This window comes from Methanomassiliicoccus sp. (assembly GCA_012719175.1).
Classification (GTDB): domain Archaea; phylum Thermoplasmatota; class Thermoplasmata; order Methanomassiliicoccales; family Methanomassiliicoccaceae; genus UBA6.
The window spans coordinates 178,781-196,706 of the sequence record JAAYAX010000004.1; the positions used below are offsets into that span (position 1 = coordinate 178,781).

27 protein-coding genes are annotated in these 17,926 nt (G+C 58.9%); 9 read left to right on the plus strand and 18 right to left on the minus strand.

Features of this window, described 5'->3' with window-relative positions:
* The 17 genes from GXX95_01285 to GXX95_01365 all read right to left on the minus strand — a co-directional run bounded on the left by GXX95_01285 (position 1) and on the right by GXX95_01365 (position 8,990).
* Positions 1 to 660, minus strand: coding sequence for a hypothetical protein (locus GXX95_01285; GenBank protein NLT36781.1), 660 nt, complete (start codon positions 658 to 660; stop codon positions 1 to 3).
* A complete protein-coding gene (locus GXX95_01290; GenBank protein ID NLT36782.1) occupies positions 657 to 2,048 on the minus strand; it encodes a hypothetical protein in 1,392 nt (463 codons plus the stop codon). The genes GXX95_01285 and GXX95_01290 overlap by 4 nt, the downstream gene beginning before the upstream one ends.
* Before the next feature lie 155 nt (positions 2,049 to 2,203).
* Complete coding sequence (locus GXX95_01295) at positions 2,204 to 3,676, minus strand: hypothetical protein (GenBank protein ID NLT36783.1); 1,473 nt, start codon at positions 3,674 to 3,676, stop codon at positions 2,204 to 2,206.
* On the minus strand, positions 3,636 to 4,130 hold the full coding sequence (locus GXX95_01300; GenBank protein NLT36784.1) for a hypothetical protein: 495 nt from the start codon (positions 4,128 to 4,130) through the stop codon (positions 3,636 to 3,638). The genes GXX95_01295 and GXX95_01300 overlap by 41 nt, the downstream gene beginning before the upstream one ends.
* Before the next feature lie 666 nt (positions 4,131 to 4,796).
* Positions 4,797 to 4,979: a hypothetical protein gene (locus GXX95_01305; protein ID NLT36785.1), complete on the minus strand. Its 183-nt coding sequence runs from the start codon at positions 4,977 to 4,979 to the stop codon at positions 4,797 to 4,799.
* 281 nt (positions 4,980 to 5,260) lie between these two features.
* Positions 5,261 to 5,494 (minus strand): hypothetical protein, encoded by a 234-nt coding sequence (locus tag GXX95_01310; GenBank protein ID NLT36786.1) that lies wholly within the window; start codon positions 5,492 to 5,494, stop codon positions 5,261 to 5,263.
* Entirely contained in the window at positions 5,494 to 5,658 is a 165-nt protein-coding gene (locus GXX95_01315; GenBank protein ID NLT36787.1) for a hypothetical protein, read from the minus strand. The genes GXX95_01310 and GXX95_01315 overlap by 1 nt, the downstream gene beginning before the upstream one ends.
* Entirely contained in the window at positions 5,655 to 5,987 is a 333-nt protein-coding gene (locus GXX95_01320) for a hypothetical protein (GenBank protein NLT36788.1), read from the minus strand. The genes GXX95_01315 and GXX95_01320 overlap by 4 nt, the downstream gene beginning before the upstream one ends.
* Positions 5,984 to 6,310 carry a hypothetical protein gene (locus GXX95_01325; GenBank protein NLT36789.1) on the minus strand — a complete coding sequence of 109 codons (327 nt, stop codon included), beginning with the start codon at positions 6,308 to 6,310 and terminating at the stop codon, positions 5,984 to 5,986. Before GXX95_01325 ends, GXX95_01320 begins: the two co-directional genes overlap by 4 nt.
* Positions 6,307 to 6,531, minus strand: a complete 225-nt coding sequence (locus GXX95_01330; protein NLT36790.1) for a DUF4102 domain-containing protein — start codon at positions 6,529 to 6,531, stop codon at positions 6,307 to 6,309. The genes GXX95_01325 and GXX95_01330 overlap by 4 nt, the downstream gene beginning before the upstream one ends.
* A complete protein-coding gene (locus tag GXX95_01335; GenBank protein ID NLT36791.1) occupies positions 6,528 to 6,797 on the minus strand; it encodes an Rrf2 family transcriptional regulator in 270 nt (89 codons plus the stop codon). Before GXX95_01335 ends, GXX95_01330 begins: the two co-directional genes overlap by 4 nt.
* Entirely contained in the window at positions 6,797 to 7,741 is a 945-nt protein-coding gene (locus GXX95_01340; GenBank protein NLT36792.1) for a hypothetical protein, read from the minus strand. Before GXX95_01340 ends, GXX95_01335 begins: the two co-directional genes overlap by 1 nt.
* Positions 7,738 to 7,896: a hypothetical protein gene (locus GXX95_01345; GenBank protein NLT36793.1), complete on the minus strand. Its 159-nt coding sequence runs from the start codon at positions 7,894 to 7,896 to the stop codon at positions 7,738 to 7,740. Before GXX95_01345 ends, GXX95_01340 begins: the two co-directional genes overlap by 4 nt.
* Positions 7,893 to 8,219: a hypothetical protein gene (locus GXX95_01350; GenBank protein NLT36794.1), complete on the minus strand. Its 327-nt coding sequence runs from the start codon at positions 8,217 to 8,219 to the stop codon at positions 7,893 to 7,895. Before GXX95_01350 ends, GXX95_01345 begins: the two co-directional genes overlap by 4 nt.
* A complete protein-coding gene (locus tag GXX95_01355; GenBank protein NLT36795.1) occupies positions 8,216 to 8,458 on the minus strand; it encodes a hypothetical protein in 243 nt (80 codons plus the stop codon). Before GXX95_01355 ends, GXX95_01350 begins: the two co-directional genes overlap by 4 nt.
* Positions 8,455 to 8,637, minus strand: coding sequence for a hypothetical protein (locus GXX95_01360; GenBank protein NLT36796.1), 183 nt, complete (start codon positions 8,635 to 8,637; stop codon positions 8,455 to 8,457). Before GXX95_01360 ends, GXX95_01355 begins: the two co-directional genes overlap by 4 nt.
* Positions 8,634 to 8,990 (minus strand): hypothetical protein, encoded by a 357-nt coding sequence (locus GXX95_01365; GenBank protein NLT36797.1) that lies wholly within the window; start codon positions 8,988 to 8,990, stop codon positions 8,634 to 8,636. The genes GXX95_01360 and GXX95_01365 overlap by 4 nt, the downstream gene beginning before the upstream one ends.
* 795 nt (positions 8,991 to 9,785) lie before the next feature.
* Between GXX95_01365 and GXX95_01370 the strand changes: the two genes are divergently transcribed.
* The 9 genes from GXX95_01370 to yjjX all read left to right on the plus strand — a co-directional run bounded on the left by GXX95_01370 (position 9,786) and on the right by yjjX (position 17,578).
* On the plus strand, positions 9,786 to 11,315 hold the full coding sequence (locus GXX95_01370; protein NLT36798.1) for a hypothetical protein: 1,530 nt from the start codon (positions 9,786 to 9,788) through the stop codon (positions 11,313 to 11,315).
* 70 nt (positions 11,316 to 11,385) lie between these two features.
* Positions 11,386 to 11,748, plus strand: a complete 363-nt coding sequence (locus GXX95_01375) for a winged helix-turn-helix transcriptional regulator (GenBank protein ID NLT36799.1) — start codon at positions 11,386 to 11,388, stop codon at positions 11,746 to 11,748.
* A gap of 177 nt (positions 11,749 to 11,925) precedes the next feature.
* Positions 11,926 to 12,342, plus strand: coding sequence for a winged helix-turn-helix transcriptional regulator (locus tag GXX95_01380; protein NLT36800.1), 417 nt, complete (start codon positions 11,926 to 11,928; stop codon positions 12,340 to 12,342).
* Between the two features lie 125 nt (positions 12,343 to 12,467).
* Entirely contained in the window at positions 12,468 to 13,325 is an 858-nt protein-coding gene (locus GXX95_01385; protein NLT36801.1) for a phosphoserine phosphatase, read from the plus strand.
* Between the two features lie 226 nt (positions 13,326 to 13,551).
* Entirely contained in the window at positions 13,552 to 14,241 is a 690-nt protein-coding gene (locus tag GXX95_01390; GenBank protein ID NLT36802.1) for a hypothetical protein, read from the plus strand.
* Positions 14,242 to 14,307: 66 nt separating this feature from the next.
* The gene (ffh, locus tag GXX95_01395) at positions 14,308 to 15,645 is read left to right on the plus strand and encodes a signal recognition particle protein (protein NLT36803.1); all 1,338 of its coding nucleotides are present in this window, start codon (positions 14,308 to 14,310) and stop codon (positions 15,643 to 15,645) included.
* Positions 15,642 to 16,229: a tRNA (pseudouridine(54)-N(1))-methyltransferase TrmY gene (gene trmY, locus GXX95_01400; protein ID NLT36804.1), complete on the plus strand. Its 588-nt coding sequence runs from the start codon at positions 15,642 to 15,644 to the stop codon at positions 16,227 to 16,229. Before ffh ends, trmY begins: the two co-directional genes overlap by 4 nt.
* Positions 16,230 to 16,415: 186 nt before the next feature.
* The gene (locus tag GXX95_01405; GenBank protein NLT36805.1) at positions 16,416 to 16,610 is read left to right on the plus strand and encodes a DUF2116 family Zn-ribbon domain-containing protein; all 195 of its coding nucleotides are present in this window, start codon (positions 16,416 to 16,418) and stop codon (positions 16,608 to 16,610) included.
* Between the two features lie 2 nt (positions 16,611 to 16,612).
* Positions 16,613 to 17,578, plus strand: coding sequence for an inosine/xanthosine triphosphatase (gene yjjX / locus GXX95_01410; GenBank protein NLT36806.1), 966 nt, complete (start codon positions 16,613 to 16,615; stop codon positions 17,576 to 17,578).
* Here the strand turns inward: yjjX and GXX95_01415 are convergent, their stop codons facing one another.
* Entirely contained in the window at positions 17,579 to 17,803 is a 225-nt protein-coding gene (locus tag GXX95_01415; GenBank protein NLT36807.1) for a hypothetical protein, read from the minus strand.
* Positions 17,804 to 17,926 lie beyond the last annotated feature (123 nt).

A 17,926-nucleotide genomic window follows, 5' to 3' on the forward strand; every position in this document is an offset into this window, starting at 1 on the left:
TCACCCCCGCACCGCCGGCTCCGGGCCGTAGTACGCGTCATAATACCTCGTCCCGTTGGGGTGATCGTCATGGGTCATAGCGTACTCCTGGGTCCATATCTGCCCGTCGATCTCGTTGCATGCCTGGCAGGAGCCGTGCGCGTGTCCGTCATGCACCGTTACCTTCTCCACGCCGTGATCATGGAAGGTTTCCAGCGTGGCCTGGTTCTGGATGCGGGCCACTTCCGTCCTGGCGACGGTGGAGGCGTGGGATCTCCGGGCATTGAAGTAGTCCTGCAACTCGGCGGCAACGCTCCCCTTGGGGTACCCTCCCTTCTTGTACTCCCGCACGCCGAGGGGCTTGCCGGCCTTGATTCCCTCGTCGATGATGCGGGCGATCTCACTGCGCTCCTCCTTGGCCAGGTCGCGGAGCCATGGAACCTCCTTGCCGCTGATCACCGACGCGCCCTTCTCGGTCAATGTTCCCCGGTATCCGACCGCGTACCTGGTCGCGGAATCCGATACCATGTTGAAATCGAGGCCGCCGATGACGGTGCGGCCAGCGTGGAGGGCTCCGGCCGCATAGGACGCGGCAGCCCCCTGGACGAGGATATTGACCAGGCCGGGCTGGAAGGCCCCATAGGCCGCGTTCACCACCGCCTCGATGCCGGGATCGATCACTGCCCATCCCTCGCAGCCAGGCGGGCATAGATGTCGTCTGCTAGCCGTGTGTAGGCATCGCCGATGTCGCCCTCCAGGGTCCGTTTCCGCTCCTCGCTCCTATCCGGCTCCTTGTTCTCGATTTCCTCCTCGCCCTCTGCCTCCTCGGCGTTGGGCGGGACCAATGCGGGCGGGGCGGGATGGAACAGCTCCTTCTCGGCCAGCAGCTCCTGCTTCCCCTTGTCGTCCAAGGGCGGCAGCTCTAACTTCTCCCTTACCTCGTTGATGAGGGCCACGCCGGTATCACTGGCGATCTTCGCTTGCTGGAGCATGATGTTGGCCCGGTCCTTCTTGGGGGCCGGTATGTCGATCTCTGCGCGGTAGTCCTCGAAGCCGTTCACGTCGAGGTACGTCTGCACGAGGGGCTGGAACGCTTGCTCCAGAATGGAGTGCCAGCCTAAGATGTAAGCGTCGGTGGCATCGTTCTCCGCGTTGCCCGTACTGCCCAGCGTGCCCTCCTGCCGCTTTATCATGCTGGACGGGGAGAAGAAATCGTCGATCTCCTGCTTCAGCTCCTCAATCGTCATGATGGCCACCTTCGTTTCCGTCACGTCGATGCCATCCACCTCCATGTTGGCCTTCAGGGAGAAGGCGGTATTGTTGCCCCAATTCTCGAGGATGGCGTTGGCCCAGGCGATGTCGTCCTTCGATGGCTTGTTGGTGAACTTGATGAAGATGTTCCCGGCCCCGATGCGGTTGCATTGCTGCATCTGCACCTTCCGGCAGAAATTGTACTCTCTGATCAGGCCGACGAGGACCGCCACCTGGGATTCGCCCGCCATCTGGGAGCATGTGGGATCCTTGACCATGTACACGTTCCTGACCAGGAACGGTCGGGAGGTCATATCGAGAGATTGCCAGAACTGCACCTCCCCTGTATCCTCGTCCAGTACGATGCCCGGCAGCAGTTCGGAAAATTCATGCTTGGCCACTGGTGCTTGTACGGAGAATGATTCGGGAGGAAGATGGCGCAGCGCTTTCAAGACCCACTCGTTGCCCTCCTTGGCCCATACGGGATTGTACAGGGCCGGCCCCCAATCGATAATGTCGTTGAAGGCCATCATCATCTTGGACCATAGGGCCACGCGGGGCGAGTCGAACATGCGCTGCATGTACTCGGCCAATTCCTCGTCCGGCTCCCCCTGGGGATTGGTGACATTTAGCTTGTACTTGTCCCTGAACACCAGGCGCTTCAATTTGGTCTTGGACTTGACGATAAGGTGATTCCGCAGGACCTCAAGGACGACGTCGGAGTCGATCTGCCTCGGTATGAAGCCGATGCCGCCACGGTAGACGTAGACAGCACCTTCCTGGGCGCTGTTCGGCTCGTACTGTATCTCTTCCTGCATCGCCGCGCCGGGTGAGGCGGGAAGGGAGGCGGATATCTGGGCATCTGTCGAGCTGGACGTTGGCTTGGATCCTTTCCGTGGCGTTGAGTGCACCCCATTGACATATCGCACAACGCAATCATTAGCCTTTCTGTGATATTTCTATCCTGTATAGGTTAGTAGGGGAACCTGGAGCCGCCGAACGCTCGCATGCCCGCGTAGGCGTCCTCGTCCACATTTCGGGCGATGGCCTTCTGAACGCTGTTGCCGCCGGCCCGGTTGAGAGCGTCATAATCCCCGTCACCCGATTCCTCCCGGCTCGTCCATATGAGATATCTCATGGCATCCATGGCGTGATCGTTGAACGGGACCGGCTCGTCCAGGACCACACCGTCCTTGGTGCGCCGCCACCTGTACCCGTGGATCTCCTTGATTAGGTTCACCGATTCCGCACTGATGATCAAGCGCTGCGCCTTCACGTGATCGATGCTCGCCTTCAATGATCTCTTGTCCGCCGGGAGGACGTTGAAGGAATCGATGGCCACCTCCCGCCCGTCTTCCAATTTCCCCTCGAACCCGGAGCATTGCTCCTGGATGCGGTCCGGCTCCGCGCTATCGGCATAGATGGGCGCGGTATGGTCCACGCCCTCCGCGTCCATGCGGGCCATCAACGCGTGGTTGGTCAGCTTCGATTCGTACAGCACCTCATCCAGGTACCAGGCCCCATCATAGTTCCAGCCGGCCACGATGGCCGAGGGATTGTTGTATCCGAAATCCTCCCCGTATGCCGTGGGGTCCCGGTCCCGCAGGGCCTCAGGCCATACTGCGTAGGGCAAGATCTCGTACCGCGTGTAGATGAGGTCCTGCAATACGCCCGGCTGGCCGAGCGCATAGACTCGGTGCCAGTTCTCATCGAGATCGATGAGGTGCTCGATCTGCGTGACCGTCGCCTCGTCCAGGTAGGGATTGTTCAGGTATGTGCTGTGGTGGCGGCCCACGCGGGGATCGGCGCTCTCCACCAGGTCCTTGATGACCCAGTGGTTGCTGTCTATGGGATTGTAGGTAAGGATCAGCTTATTCGTCATGAGGTTCCTGATCTTGAGCTGTCGCTTCTTCCGCTTGGCGTCCTCCCCCAGTAGGAGATCCCAGTTCGGCGCCCTGGTGGAACGCCGGCACCGGAGGTCGAGCTGCATGAAGTCCTCCCTGGTGAGCTCGGTCGCCTCCTCCGCCCACACCACGTTCGTCTCGTAGCTCTTGATCTTCTCCTGGTCGTCGAGCCCTATGCCGTCAATGATCGATCCCGTGGCCTCGCAGGTGAGCGTGAGGTCGGTCTTGTTCTCCAGGACGTCCGCGTTCTTCGTCCCGACGCTCAGGCCGAGGCGCCGCAGCTGGTCCTTGAGCACGCGCCAGCTGCTGTGCTTGAGGCTCGGGCGGTACTTGCGGACAGCGCTGATCACCAGGTCATCGGTGCAGATGAGCAGCATGCAGAGGTGCTGCGAGACGCTGAAGGACTTGCCGCTGCCGGCGCCGCCCCCCATGACCTTGACCCTGGTGGCTGGATCTAAAAGGAAGTCGTGGAAGTGGTCAAGGAACTCGACCGGCTCCGGCTCACTTTCGCCGGTAGTCGGCCGGGATGTGGCGGATGACAATGGACGGCCCTCCTTTGTGCTCTATCTTGGCGTCGATGCTCTGCCTTTCGGCGTAGTTCTCCGGGTCGCTGTGCGCGAGCATGTACCTAGCGGCGCTAAGGTCCGGGGCGGTGGTCTTGGAGGCCTCGACGTTGAGGGACTTTATCCATCGCTTCCTGGCCGCGGCCCTGGCCCGCTCTATCGCCATCGAGAATTCCGTGTATGCCGGGCTCTTGCCTTCGCGTCCCCAGCGCTGCCAGTCGGTGACTGTGGTATATCCAATGCCGGCGAGGATGGCCGAGTCCTTGAGCGATAGCCCCTCCTCTAGGTTCTTGCAGATCGTGTCTGATACCTTTTGCGTCAGTAGGGTGGGCTGACCGGGGCCTCGCTTGGCTGGAGACTTTGCGGGACTCTTCCCCTTGCTCGTGGGTTTGGCGACCTTCTTTGATATCTTGGGGGGCTTCTTCGGCGACATAGGCGCCCTGATAATCTAGGTGGCAGTGTTATTGGACTTCTCATCCGTGTATGGACACTCGAATAGTACCATCCAGTATTTTCAAGCGCGAATTACCGACAAACATTTTCCGAGGATGTATGTTCGGCTGGGCCGAAGATACATATATTAAGGTATGGTAGATAAATATTCGATAAAATTCTGGATCGTTTCCCACTTGAATGAAATCGCTAAGGTGTCCCTTTGGTTGTTACGAGCTTATCTTGGTGGAGGGTTCGATAACCTCATTTGAGTAATTATTAGAGGAAAGGGGAGGGCGGTTGACCCGCCTAATGGTTTTTTTACCCCAAGAGGTCTTTAAGGTAGATGCAGGCGACATATAGGCCTATTGCAGCAACTATCAGCTTCTTGAGGTGGTTCACTATGTCGATGGCTACCGCTATTAACATTCCTATCAATAATCGATCTCCTGCCGCGAAGGTTTTATAAGTTCTCCAACGGCAGAATAGAAAGTATAATATTCAGTATAAAAAATTAACTTATTAAATTCAAAAATAAAGCTGTTAGCTTATTTTTACCTCGTCAAATATGGCCATTCTATACCCTCTTAATTTCCTTGTAGCACACTTAATGGTTCCGGGCAGCATCGCGGACATGACGAGATGTAGATAACATGCCCCCGCATGATCACGCGCTGCTCCTCGAGCTCCTGCCCGCAGTCCTCACAGCATCGACGGCCAGATGACCGTTCGGGCACTGCGGCCAGATGTCCCTCCGTCGACGGCTTGTTCTTTCCACCTGAAGGCGGGGTATCTGGCCGCTGTTCGCTTCGGGGTATCTGGGCGCGAGGGAGGTACTTACCGCTCCCATCCCGGCGGCGCTTTGGTTTTGTCAGAACGATCCCTCCGCGAAATCGTCTGCCATGAGCTTAAGCCCCAGGACAGTCTTTCGACCGTCCATGACCGATGCTCCACCACTAGGAAGATTGAGACATCCAGCCGAAGACCTCACCTTTGGTGCTGACCTGACCAAGAACCGTCGACCATTGAACCGGGACCAATGGATCCAATTGCTCCAAGTTCTTGTCCCGATGTTCTTCTCGCTCTGGGCTTTGTTCCATTCGTATGGTGTGTTCTGATACTGGTATACACTCAGCGGACCACTCTCCTGTTTGCCGGATCCTTCATCGTCCACTGCACGATGTGGTCGCGGTTCAGCACCAGAGGGTCCGTGCCATCTGCTCTCAGGTCCTTTATCACGCGCTTGGTGAACTGCACCGTCTGCGGGACGGTCAGCAGGAAGTCCAGAACATCCGGGGATATGAGCACGTTGTCCCTGGCCACGGCATAGATCAGGGGGATCCTGAGATCGTGGTTCGGGGTCACTACTCTCGCCCCGTCATGATCCCGCGGTGCTCCGGGCATTCCGTGATGGTCTTATCGCGTTTACCCTTACGCCTGGTCACTGAGCGCCAGCCCAGGGCATGCAGCTCTCCGACCGTCCCCTCGGCGGTCCTCCCGCAGCAGTTGCACTTTAAGCGGACGTTCATACCACTCGCCTCCGTATCTCCTCTGCGAGCATATGGCCGTCCGTCGTCAGGACGTACACGTAAGCGTAAACATGGCCCTGGCGGGCGTCGGTCCGGTACTGCACGTCATGGAGCTCGATAATGCCGTCGTGCTGCATCCTCTTCAGGAGCGGGGCCATCGTAGGGTACGGGATCTCGGTGGCCGCCGATATGCCAGTGGCGGTCCGTTTGTAGCCGTTCGGGTCGAACTTGGTCTCCGGCAGCTCATTGAGGCCGCCTAGATGCAAGACCACGCGCTCCTCCGGCGACTGGTCGATGGACAGCCGCCCGGCCTTGACGCGGAGTCTCATATGGCCCGCCTCCGGAGCGCCTCTGCCAGGAGATTGCCCTCCGGGGTGAGGACATAGACGTTGGAGTAGCCCCCGACGGTCTTGGTCTTGAGGGCTATCGGATGGTGCGCTATGATCAACTCCTCCATCATGCTCTCGAGCAGAGCGTACAGAACGGTGCGGGTGATGTGCAGGGCCTCAACCATGCGTGCCACGGTCCGGGGGAGCGCCTTGACGTCGTACTTGCTCTCCGGCAACGGCAGGTCCTGGGCCAGGTAGAGGATGATCCTCTCACGGTCATCCAGCTCGATGGTGACCTCTCTGTGCTGGGCCCTGAGTATCATGGTCCGGCCTCCGCCACGTGGTGCTCCTCCATGACCTTGACGATGCAGATGCTCGGCCAGCCCTGGGCAGTGTTCATCAGGGCGGTAAGCTTTTTCTTATGCACCTCCAGCGCGGCCCGGGCCTTTGTGAGCGAGATGTACGGACCCAGCGTTAGCATGTTGATGCCGCCGATGGGGGAAGGGCGAGGGACCTGAACGTAATATTTCGCGCCAGTGGTCAACGTTCCTCACCCCGCACGAGCCTGTAAACGAACAGGCCGCCCCCGGCCCGCTTGGTCTCGATCGTGTAGCCGCCGTTCTCCTCCTTACGCAGGTTCCGGATCTGGGCGCTCACGGACGGTTCCGGGGCGTCTATGAGCTGGGCGATGGCGGCGACGGTATGCCAGCGCCCGTCCTCGAGGACGTGCCTTACACGTTCGAGCTGAGTGGTGAGGCGTGCGCCATCCTGCGCCTCGTCGTAATATGCCCCGTCAATGCGGGCGGACATCACGAGCCCACCTCCGCGAGCTCCCTCTCAAACCTCCGCAGCTCCCGCTCCTTCGTCCTCCTCGCCGCGTGGACCCTATCGGCCATCGCCTCGGCAGCTGCTGCCCTGCGTCTTAGCTTCCTCTCGACCCTCTTAAGCTTGGAGATCTCACGGCCGACCCGGATGCGGTGCTGCTGCGCGAACAGGGCGAGGGGATCCTGGAGCTTGGACAAAGGTTGGACATCGTTGGATGAGGTCTGCCTCTGGCTTAGTACCGGTTCCTGGACGTCGTTGGACTCTACCTGGGCCGTTAGCATTACGGCTGCAATCTTCTGGTCCGCGCTCAACGGTGGCACCGTGTCGTCTATCGGCTCCGGCCCCTCCGTCAGCTGTTGGTCACTTCCTGGAGGATCCCGGGCGATATCGAGCACCATGGTTTCGACGGGCGTCGATGGCTCCTCCATTCGCTCCTTGCGCTTCTTGGTGGCCACTCCCGGCGGTGTCCTGTGGTCCGGGTTCTCCTTGCAGTAGTTCTCGTGCTGCCACAGGTACTTCTCCACGATCTTCCCGCAGAACTGGCACTTGTTCTTTGGCCTCGCCTCTAGGGGGAACCAGTCGGGCGCCGCCCTGTCGGCATCTGGGTCCGGGGTCGGTATCTCGCCGGCATCGATCTTCCGCTCGTACCCTGCGAGACGGTCCTTCTGCGCTGGTGGGGAGACCCCCTTGGCCTTCATCGGCCCCGGGCACGGGTAGTACATGCAGTAGCCCTTGCCGTTCCACGCGCTGTTTATGACATGCTCCTCGACGAGGCTCTTGAGGATGCTCTCGACGGCGGAGCGCTTTATGCCGGTGCCTATGGACGCGCTGATGCAGCTGACGCCCTCGTTGCAGTCATTGACGTACGTCAGGACGCGGTCCCTCTCGCTCCTCACGTCCTGGGGCTGGAGCTCGGGATCGGTGCTCATTCGTCAATCACCACCCTGGCGAAGCGATTCCGTATTAGCCTGGCCGCGGACTCCTCGTCCAGTTCGTACCTCCGGCCGACGATGGGGTCGATGTAGTTGCCATCCGCTTGGTAGATCGACGGGGTCGGGCGCAGGATCTCCACGGTGACGATCATCCCTCGCACCTCCTCAGCTGATGCACGGCACGGTGGCCCTTGTCCGTCAGCACATAGTAGTTAGCCTTGCCCCTGAGGCTCGTGGCCACCTTCCCGGGGCTTTCGATGAGCTTGTTCTCCACCAGGTCGAGGACGCTCTTGTAGACCGTGGCTGTCGGTTCGTTGAGGCCCTCTATGATTCCGTTGACGGTGTGCCGGCGCTTTTCGGCGTCGTTGCCCTCGCCGTGCCAGTCCGCGAGGAAGATCATGATCCTGTCGCCCATGTCATCGATGACCGTGGCGATCTCCCCGCAGTGGGGGCACACGCAGGTAGAGGCGGTCACTGCACCACCCCTCGCTCCCTCTGCTCCTCGTATTGAGCGATGCATAGGTCGAGGTCCGCCCCGTCGGCCATGGGGCACCGCGCGTCCACGAGCCTCCTGGCCTCGTCCATGGTCTTGCCGTGCATCCTGGAGACGTGTCCTATCATGCACTCCCTTGCTGACTTCTTGCCGTGCCCGTGGCCGTAGCGGGTGATGTGGCCGCATCCGCAGGGGCAGGTGATAAAATGGAGAGGGGTCACCGGACCACCTCCTTAATCCTCCGGACGATGACGCCCTCCCAGCGGTGAATCTGCTCTATGTCCTCTACCGAGTAACCGAGTCCCTGGTAAACCTCCAATGTGAGCTTGGCCTCGCGCCATAACGGGTCGTTTCCGATCTCCGATGGCAGCGGTTCCGTTGCGATCTCCGAGCCGCTCATCGCGACCGCCTCTTGTCGATGAGCTGCACGTCACCGGCGTTCACGAGCTCGGCGTCGATCATACGCTCCTTCGCGGCCCTATATATCGGGGAGTTCCTCCACGCTTCCTTGGCATAGTGGAGGTTCCCAGTATTCCCCAGCTTCACGATGAACCCGAGGTCAACGCAGCGGTTGAACCAGTCACTGATGCTCCTCTTATCAACCACGCAAAGCGCCTCGGTCACGGCGCAGCGGAAGTCCTTGGTCGTCAGGACATATCCGCTGCTCTCATCATACTCGGTCCGGCCCTCGATCGCGCTCATGACGCGATAGAACCGCTGCACACGCCCCTCTTGAGTGCTCCATTGATCCATTATTTCCGTCCTCCTTGCACCGATTTCCTTTGTGTGTGTGCGCACCCCTTCTGCCTCTCCGGGGCGCTCCGGACGCTTGTCAGCGTCCGTCCGCCCCTCGTGCGCTAGCGGCGCTTTCGCTAGCCCGACCCCGTCGGGCTGCTCCGCGTCGGTGCCAGCCGGGGAAAAAGAGGACGGGAGGCGACGGTCCGAGCGACCGACCGAGACCCTTTATTCCTCGATTTCCCCCTTATCCAGCAGTCTTTCTGCGGTCCTTTGACCACCCTTTTTGGCGGGGGGTGGTGCACGCACACAAAGGAATTTTGCATCCCATCCGGGGTGCATCCCTAGATTTTGAGCTAAGGATCGTGAGCAGTGAGAGGGGTACGATCACGGGCACCCCGCCTTGATGAACAGTGAGAATAATCCGAACACGACAAGGACGCACATGATCCCCGCGATCGCGGCGTAGGTGATCCGCTCCCGGGTCATCGGATGCATCACACGCCCCCCGTCCTAGTTGCGACTAGAACATCCAGGCTTTTCGTCGCATCGATCCGTATTTGAGCGCGTTCTGCGAGGTCATCGAGCGCGTCTATTTGCGCTTCATAAATTGTTTCTAATTCTGGCTCCCTTTTGGTTCTTCCAGTGTGGTAATCGGGCCGAAAGGAGTTTATATTGATACGGCAAATTATGCGGCCAGCAATTATGGAAAGGGCTGAATATATGTTGTCCTCCCCATCCTCGGAGAATCACAGGGGTAAGATACCCCAGGTACTGTTGGATTTCATGCGAGCGCCGGGAGGGCATTCGCTGATGCTCAAAGGAGACGCCGGTACCGGTAAGACCACCCTTGCCCTGCAGATCATTGAAGAGCTCGCGGAGGAGCAGCCCGATTATTATCTCTCTACTAGGGTCTCGGACGAGGCCCTGTTCCGTCAGTTCCCCTGGGCACGCGATCGTGCTAAGAGGGACAACATCCTCAAGGCCGGCAAGACCTTCCTCCGGCGTAATAAGGAAGCACCCATGCTCGCCGAGTCGCCCGGCGGCCAGCAACTGACCATCGCCGCGGCGAAGGACCTGTTGAAAGCTTTGAACCACCAGGACAACAGCCTCACCGTGGTCCGCTCCGAGCTGCAGAAGCTGGAGGGGCAGGTGGAGGCGGGAGAGGTAGGAGGGGAGGAGGAAGGAGGCTTCACCGGGGAGATCACCGATGACGAGATCACTTTGGACCTGGGCATCATGCTTCCCGAACTGGAGGTCGCCTACGACCTCGCGGAGTCCAACCTCCCGCGCAAGACCCTGATGGTGGTCGACTCCATAGACGCTCTCTCTGAACGCTACGGCATAGGGTCAGCGAGGATCATCAACACGCTTCAGAAGGACCTCGTGGAGAACTCTGGGACCAATATCGTGTACACTCTGGAGGAATCGGGCAAGACCATGCTCGACTACCTCGGGGACGGGGTCATCCAGATGGTCTCTGAGGACCGTGGCGGACGCCGGGTGCGGCAGATGGTCATAGAGAAGCTCCGCGGCGTGGGCGTGGACCAGTGGAAGTATTACCTTACATTGACAGGCGGCAGGATGTCCGTCTTCGAGCCCACATGGGTCAAGATCCCTGAGAAGATGAAACGACATGAGGTCATACCGGACCCCACTCCCAGGACAGTATCGTCCGGGAATGCCTACATGGATAAGTTCATAGGAGGCTTTCCCCGAGGATCGCTTGTCCTTTTGGAGTTCGATCTGGACGTTCATCAGGACGTGGTCCGCTGCCTGGAGCTGGGTGTCATCAGTGACTTCCTCATGAAGGGGCGGGGCGTGGCTTGGCTTCCCATGTACGCCACCGATTACACCCTGATAGATGAGCAGATGAAGATGCTCGTGAACGGCGAAGCGCTGACCAAGGGCTTCCGCATCCTGGACACCGAGGCCTCCCAGGAACAGAATCTGCCTTTCATAACAGCCATCGAGGGCGAGGACGCCGGACAGGACCTGCGCATGTCCTCGATGAAATACATGCTAGGAGAGTCCTCCGGGCCCTACCTCAGCATACTGGGCTTCGATGCCATGGAGGGAGTGTACGGCTCCACCGTCTTCAAGCAGACCCTGGCCCACATCGACGCCATGAGGCGGAACGGGCACGTGGTCATGGCCATAGCCTCCTCCACCTCTTGCTCGCTGGATTCCCTGAGGGAACAGGCTAAGATACACATCAGGTTCGAGAACATGGCCGGCTGCGTGATGGCCGGAGGGATGAAGCCGCACACACCATATTACTATCTGGACTTCGCAGGCATGGATGACAGACTACCGTCTCCCCGCCTAGTACCGATGATCTGAGGGGGTGGTACCTATCAGCTATGATATTAATATAAGAAAAAATATAAATGCCTCGGACTTTTCTAGTTCGATGGAAGAAAATGTCTCCCGCGATGAGGAGCTCTCCCGGCTCATCTCCGACGATTATGCCGGCAAGATCCTGACCGCGACGTTCAAGCACCCGATGTCGGTGCAGCAGCTCAGCCGTAGCTGCGGTATACCCATCGCCGTGGCCTATCGTCGGGTGGCACGCATGGAAGAGTTCGGCCTGGTAAAATGTGTAGGCTACGAAGAGGTGTACCGGGGCAAGAAGGTCTCCTACTACCAATGCGCCGTGAGCGTAGCTAAGGTAACCTTCACCAACGGCCGGTTCAATGTTGAGATCGATTACCTCCCGGAGACCGAGATGGTCCATGTAGGTGAGCACCACGGAGAGCAGACCGGAAAGGCTTAGTTGGAGAAAGGCCGGGTCGGTATATATACTAACAAATCTATCTGAAAATAGAACGTTCCACAACCATTATTACAGTTCAAACATTCTCCTTGAGCAGAAAAACGGTGTTGGGAAGAGGACGGGCGAACAATGGATACAACGGCCAGGGCAACCGCTGAAAATGGACGCCCGGGGGGGATGGCTATAGACGTACTGCAGGTATCGCAGTTGCTGACCGATGAGTACTCCGTCAAGATCTTAGTGGCCACGGTCAGGGTGCCTCGTTCCGCCCAGGACATCGCTATGAAGTTCGGGATCCCCATCGCTGCTTGCTACCGGCGAATCAAGGACCTCGAGGACGCTGGCCTACTGGTATGCCAGGAGCGTCGATTGTCACAGCAAGGCAAAAGAGTCTCGCTATACCTGTCCATGCTCAAGAACGCCTATGTTTTCTTCGAGGACGGCCATCTGAGGGTCAAGTTCCAGCTCAAGACCGGGGGCGCCGATCGCTTCGGGAACGACTGGCATGAGGTCCGCTTGGAGCCTGAGTCCCGCTCTGACAGCGGTGAGGGTGAGGATTTCGACAACGAGGCCTCCGACGAGGGTGAAAAGTAATTCTCTGGCCTGGCTGCAATGCCAGACCTCAAAATAGCAAATATTATAAACGAGTGTCAGTATGCCCATATTTGCCAAGCAATTTTATTCGCTTGCTAATAGAGTGTGAACGTATGACTGAACTCTTGGAGGAGCTTGAACAGAAGCGTCAACTCCATAACGTCGAGGCTGAAAAGCATCGTAAAGTCCGCGACGAATTGAATGAGAAGACCAGGGAATGGGTTGAGAAGAGGGACTCTCTGAACGCGAAGGTCAGAGAACTTGTAGATCAGGCTGCCAAACACCGCGAGGCCAGGGACCAGCTTAACGTGAAGGTCCGTGAGGCCAAGGAGGAGCGGGACAAATGGAACAAGCTGGTCAACGAGCTGAACGAAAAGGTCACTAAGATCAAGAAGGATAACCTCCCCAAGAACGGACCCCCGGTCTCCAAGCTGAAGAAGGAGCTGAAGAACCTAGAGTTCAAGCAGATGACCTCCGTCCTCACCAAGGAGAAGGAACAGGAGCTGATCGACCAGATGGGGCAGCTCCAATCCCAGATCAAGGAGAGGGAGAAGGCCTACGACCAGAACGAAGAGGTCAAGAACGCCATCAAGGAACTGCGCGAGGCCAAGGATAAGGCCGAGGGTCATCACCACGATGTGTCCGACTGCGCTGAGAAGGCCCAGTCGGAGCATGATTCCATGATCGAGCTTTATGAGCAGGCCGATTCCCTTAGAAAAGAGGCCGACGCCGCTCAGGAAGCGTTCATCGCCAACAAGCTCAATGCCGACGAGGAGCATAAGAAGCACATCGAGAACATCCGACAGGTCCATGACTACGATAAGATAATCGCAGGCATGAGGCAGAAGGCCCGCAAGGCTAAGAAGAAGGATGATGAGGCTTCTGCGAAGGAAGAAGCGGAAAAGATCTTCGACCGCTTCAAGGCCGGAGAGAAGCTCAGCACTGAGGACATCATGGCGCTTCAGAAGTCTGGCTATCTCTAAAATGCTTACTCCCAAACCCCTTTTAATGCCATATTTTTTCTACAGTATAATATTCATTACCTGTTGCACAAGCTATAAATATCACTGAGATGATATTAGAAGCGGGAAGCGTTGGGCTAGTTTACAGAGTGCATCCCATCCCTTCTGACAGAGCTAGCCCTTCCCACTTCCTTTTGGATATTCTACAATACTTAAGTCATGTTATCGCATTATACCCTGGGTCTTTTTGAAGGTCCGATGGTACCCGCAGTCGTTCGTACAAGTGCGGACGGAAAATCACATAGTGTACATCGATCCCGCCATGATGGGCTCCATGGGGGACATCCTCAGGTCGCTAATTCCAGTGGGGAAGGGGAGATCTCTGCCCCAAGGTTTTGGCACCGCCGATCTGATCCTGATCTCGCACCATCACTCCGATCATGTTGACAGGGACATCGTCAGGCAGCTCACCGCCGAGAAGACCGTCATACTGGCACCTCAAAAGAGCCTGAGCAAGATATCCCTCGGCGGAAGAGCGGTGACCGCGGGGCAATCGATAGAGCTTGAGGGCATCAAGATCGAGATGGTCCACGCCTACACTCCGCAAGGCTCACGCTCCATGACCTTCCACAAGAAGGGAGAGTGCGTCGGTTTCGTCCTGGAGGTGGAAGGACGTCGCCTATACCACGCCGGCGATACCGGGCTCATCGAGGAGATGAGAGAGCTGGGACACATCGACCTGGCCTTCCTTCCCATAGGCGGCAGGTTCACCATGGACATCGCCGAGGCGGTGGAGGCGGTGAAGATCATATCCCCCTCCACAGTCGTGCCCATGCACATGCTCAAGGCCGATCCCGTGGAGTTCAAGCAGATGGTGGAGAAGAAGACCTCCACCAAGGTATCGGTCCTGAAGCCCGGGGAGGCTCTCACCTTCTGACCTGGGAGAACTATCGGAGGACAACATTTAAAGCGGTATTAGGCTCTCAGCTGACCTGGTGCGCAGATGGTACTGGAAAACCTCGGGCAATCTCTCCGGAACGTGCTAAAGAAGATCACCGGCGCCTCCCATATCGATGAGGCTTTGGTCAAAGAGATCACCCGGGACATCCAGCGGGCACTGCTGCAGTCCGACATCAATGTCAAGCTCGTCCTGGAGATGACCAAGGAGGTTGAGCGTCGAGCGTTGAGCGAGGAGCCCCCTGCCGGGACCAGCCCCAAGGAACATGTGGTGCGCATCATCTACGATGAGCTGATACGCATCCTGGGACAGCCCCGCCCCTTGCCGGTGGCCAAGCAGACCATCATGATGGTCGGTTTGTACGGTCAGGGGAAGACCACCACCACGGGGAAGCTGGCCCGTTACTTCCACAAGAAAGGATTGAGCGTGGGGGTCATCGCCGCCGATGTGCACCGCCCTGCCGCTTACGATCAGCTGAAGCAGATCGCGGACAAGGTGGGCGTCATGTTCTACGGGGAGCCCGGAGAGAAGGACGCTGCCAAGATCGCCGCCAACGGCATGAAACACTACTCCAGCACCGACGTCGTGCTGGTGGACACCTCCGGGAGGCACGCGCTGGAGGATGATCTCATCTCCGAGCTGAAGCGTGTGTCCGACGGGGTGAGGCCGACGGAGCGCATATTGGTCCTGGACGCCGCGGTGGGGCAGCAGGCGGGTCCGCAGGCCAAGGCCTTCCATGATGCGGTGGGTGTCACCAGCGTCATCATCACCAAGATGGACGGCACCGCCAAGGGCGGCGGGGCGCTGAGCGCGGTGGCCCAGACCCAGGCAGCCATCGTGTTCATTGGTGTGGGAGAGCACCTCACCGACCTGGAGCCTTTCGACCCCACGCGCTTTATATCCCGGCTGCTGGGCATGGGCGATCTGCAGAGCCTCCTGGAGGCGGCGAAGGAGACCGTGTCCGAGGAGCAGGCGGCGGAGACGGTCAAGAAGATGATGGGGGGGCGTTTCACTCTCAAGGAGATGTACGAGCAGATGGAGATGCTCACCAACATGGGCCCCCTGAAGAAGCTGGTGTCCATGCTCCCAGGCATGCCCGGGCTCAGCGAGAAGATGAACGTGGAGGAGTCGCAGGAGAAGCTCCGGCGATTCAAGTTCATCATGGACTCCATGACCGACGAGGAGATGGAGGATCCCAAGCTCATAAAGTCCACGCGCATCAACCGCATCGCTCGCGGGGCGGGGGTGGAGGGCAAGGACGTCAGGGAGCTGCTGAAGCAGTACAACATGTCCAAGAAGGCGGTGAAGGGCTTCATGGGGAACCGCAAGCTGCGCAAGCAGTTGATGAAGCAGTTCTCGTCCGAGATGGGGCAATCCGAATGAAGCGCTTCGTGGTCATCGGCCACAAGGCAGCGACCTCCGGGGACTTCAAGCTGGACGACATGGCGGGGGGCGCCGGAAGACTGGATATCCTGCTCCGATGCATCAACTCCTCGTTCTTCCTATCCCACGGGATCCGCCGGGACGCGGAGGTGTACCTGGTGCTGCAGGGAGAGCCCAACGCACCGCGGACAATACGCATCAATGGCTCCGAGGTCCGTTACCTCAACCCCGATGAACGCTCCACCGGTGCCTTGGTGCGCAACGCCCTGCTGAAGCACCTGGACGGCGAGGAGATGCGCTCCTCCCCTGGGATATACGTCTCCAAGCGCTCCTTCAAGGAGGTGCTGGACACCTTGCAACCCATCTCCCGCCTGGTCTACCTCAAGGAGGACGGCGCGGACGTGCGCGCACAGGAGCTGGACGGGGACCTTACCTTCATCATCTCCGACCACCAGGACCTTAAGGAAGAGGAGGAGGCCGAGCTCCTCTCCCGAGAGCCTATCAAGCTCACGCTGGGGCCGCTCTCGTACCATGCGGACCATTGCATCACCATAATGCTCAACGAGCTGGACCGAAGAGGGTAGGGACCTCTCGTGGGATCCTTCAGTAACCATAGGGAATGGGACCGTCAGAGATTTTTTCCTAACGCCGTTATATGTGCCTGAGCCTATGAATCCGGTGTCCAGGAAGAGGACATTTCCGAAGGATATGAGGATTAGTAAAGAGAAGGAACAGCAAAGGCTTTATCGCCAGGCGAATATGGGGCGAGCATGACCGAGAAGATCCCCCAGCATCGCCATTGCTCCAAATGCGGAAAGGCCTTCCTAGGGGAGGATCGCTTCTGCTCCGAGGAGTGCAAGGTCACTAACAACGAGCTGCTGAAGAAGAGGAAGCGCCAGCTCCTCATCTTGTACGGATTGACGGTAGTGGTCCTCATTGCGGCCCTCCTGTTCGTGGGCGGCTGATCATGAAGGTGGGGTTGGGCGGTACCTTCAACATATTGCACCGGGGGCATCGTGCCCTCATAGACAAGGCCTTCGAGACCGGGGACCAGGTCATCATCGGACTGACCTCCGACGAGTTCGCCGGTCAGCGCAAGACCAGAGTGCTCCCTCTGATCGAGAGGGAAGAGAGACTTAGGGCGTACTTGCGCACCAAAGGGGAAAACTGGGAGATCGCCGTCATCGAGGACGTGGCCGGTCAGATGGACCGCCGCACGGACATATCGGCATTAGTGGTCTCTCCCGAGACCCGAAGATCGGCCGAGGGCATCAATCGCGAGCGCATCGCCCGCGGTCTGCAGCCCCTGCAGCTCATAGAGGTCCCCCACGTTCTGGCAGATGATTTCCTGCCCATATCGGCCCACCGCGTCATTAGGGGGGACATCGACGTTGAAGGCCGCCTCCTACGGCCCCTGAGGGTGAATGTAGGCTCCCTGAACAGGATCAAGGTCGATGCCGTCACTAACGTCCTCTCCCGGTTGTACGGCGAGGTGGTGATAGCGGGTACGGACGTGGACCCAGAGGTGCCGGAGCAGCCCATGGGGGAGGATACCCGCAGGGGGGCGATGGTACGGGCGTCCCAGGCGATGCGGGACGCGGACCTGGGAGTGGGCCTGGAGGCGGGGGTCTTCGACACCGAGGACGGGCTATACGATATCCAGTACTGCGCGGTGATGGACCAGCGGGGACACTATACCATCGGCCATGGCATGGGCTTCCGCTATCCTCCGGCCGTGGCGGAGCTTGTCCGCGAGGGGTGGACGGTGGGCAGGTCCTTCCAGGAGCTGTACGGCTGGGAGAGGGACGAGAAGAAGGTAGGTGCCATTGGATTTCTCACCAAGGGGGCATTGGACCGCACAGCTCTCGCTGAGCAGGCGGTCATGGCGGCGATGGTCCCGCGCGTGCGCAAGGAGCTGTATACCGACCTGTGATCAGGTCTTGGCCTTCTCCCTGCGGACCCGGGCGTGGTCCTCGATGCTCCCGGTGCAGTTGGAGATGCCCACGCAACCGAAGCGGCGGTACTTGCTGCAGTAGAAGCCTTGAACATAATGTTCACAGGGCGGGTCCTTCTCCGCCTTGCATTTGGCACCTATGCACGCGAATCCCTTATAGCGGCCGTCGCACTTTCCATCGCTCTGAAGGTAGTAACACCTCATACGCCCATCCCCCCGTCCAACAGGGGAGCGGATGCGCGCTCTTGAACCCTCAGGCACCGTCCCCCGGGACAACAATCCTTAAGCGGGGTTGTGGCCGGTGGTAGGTGCCCCTGATCATAAAGG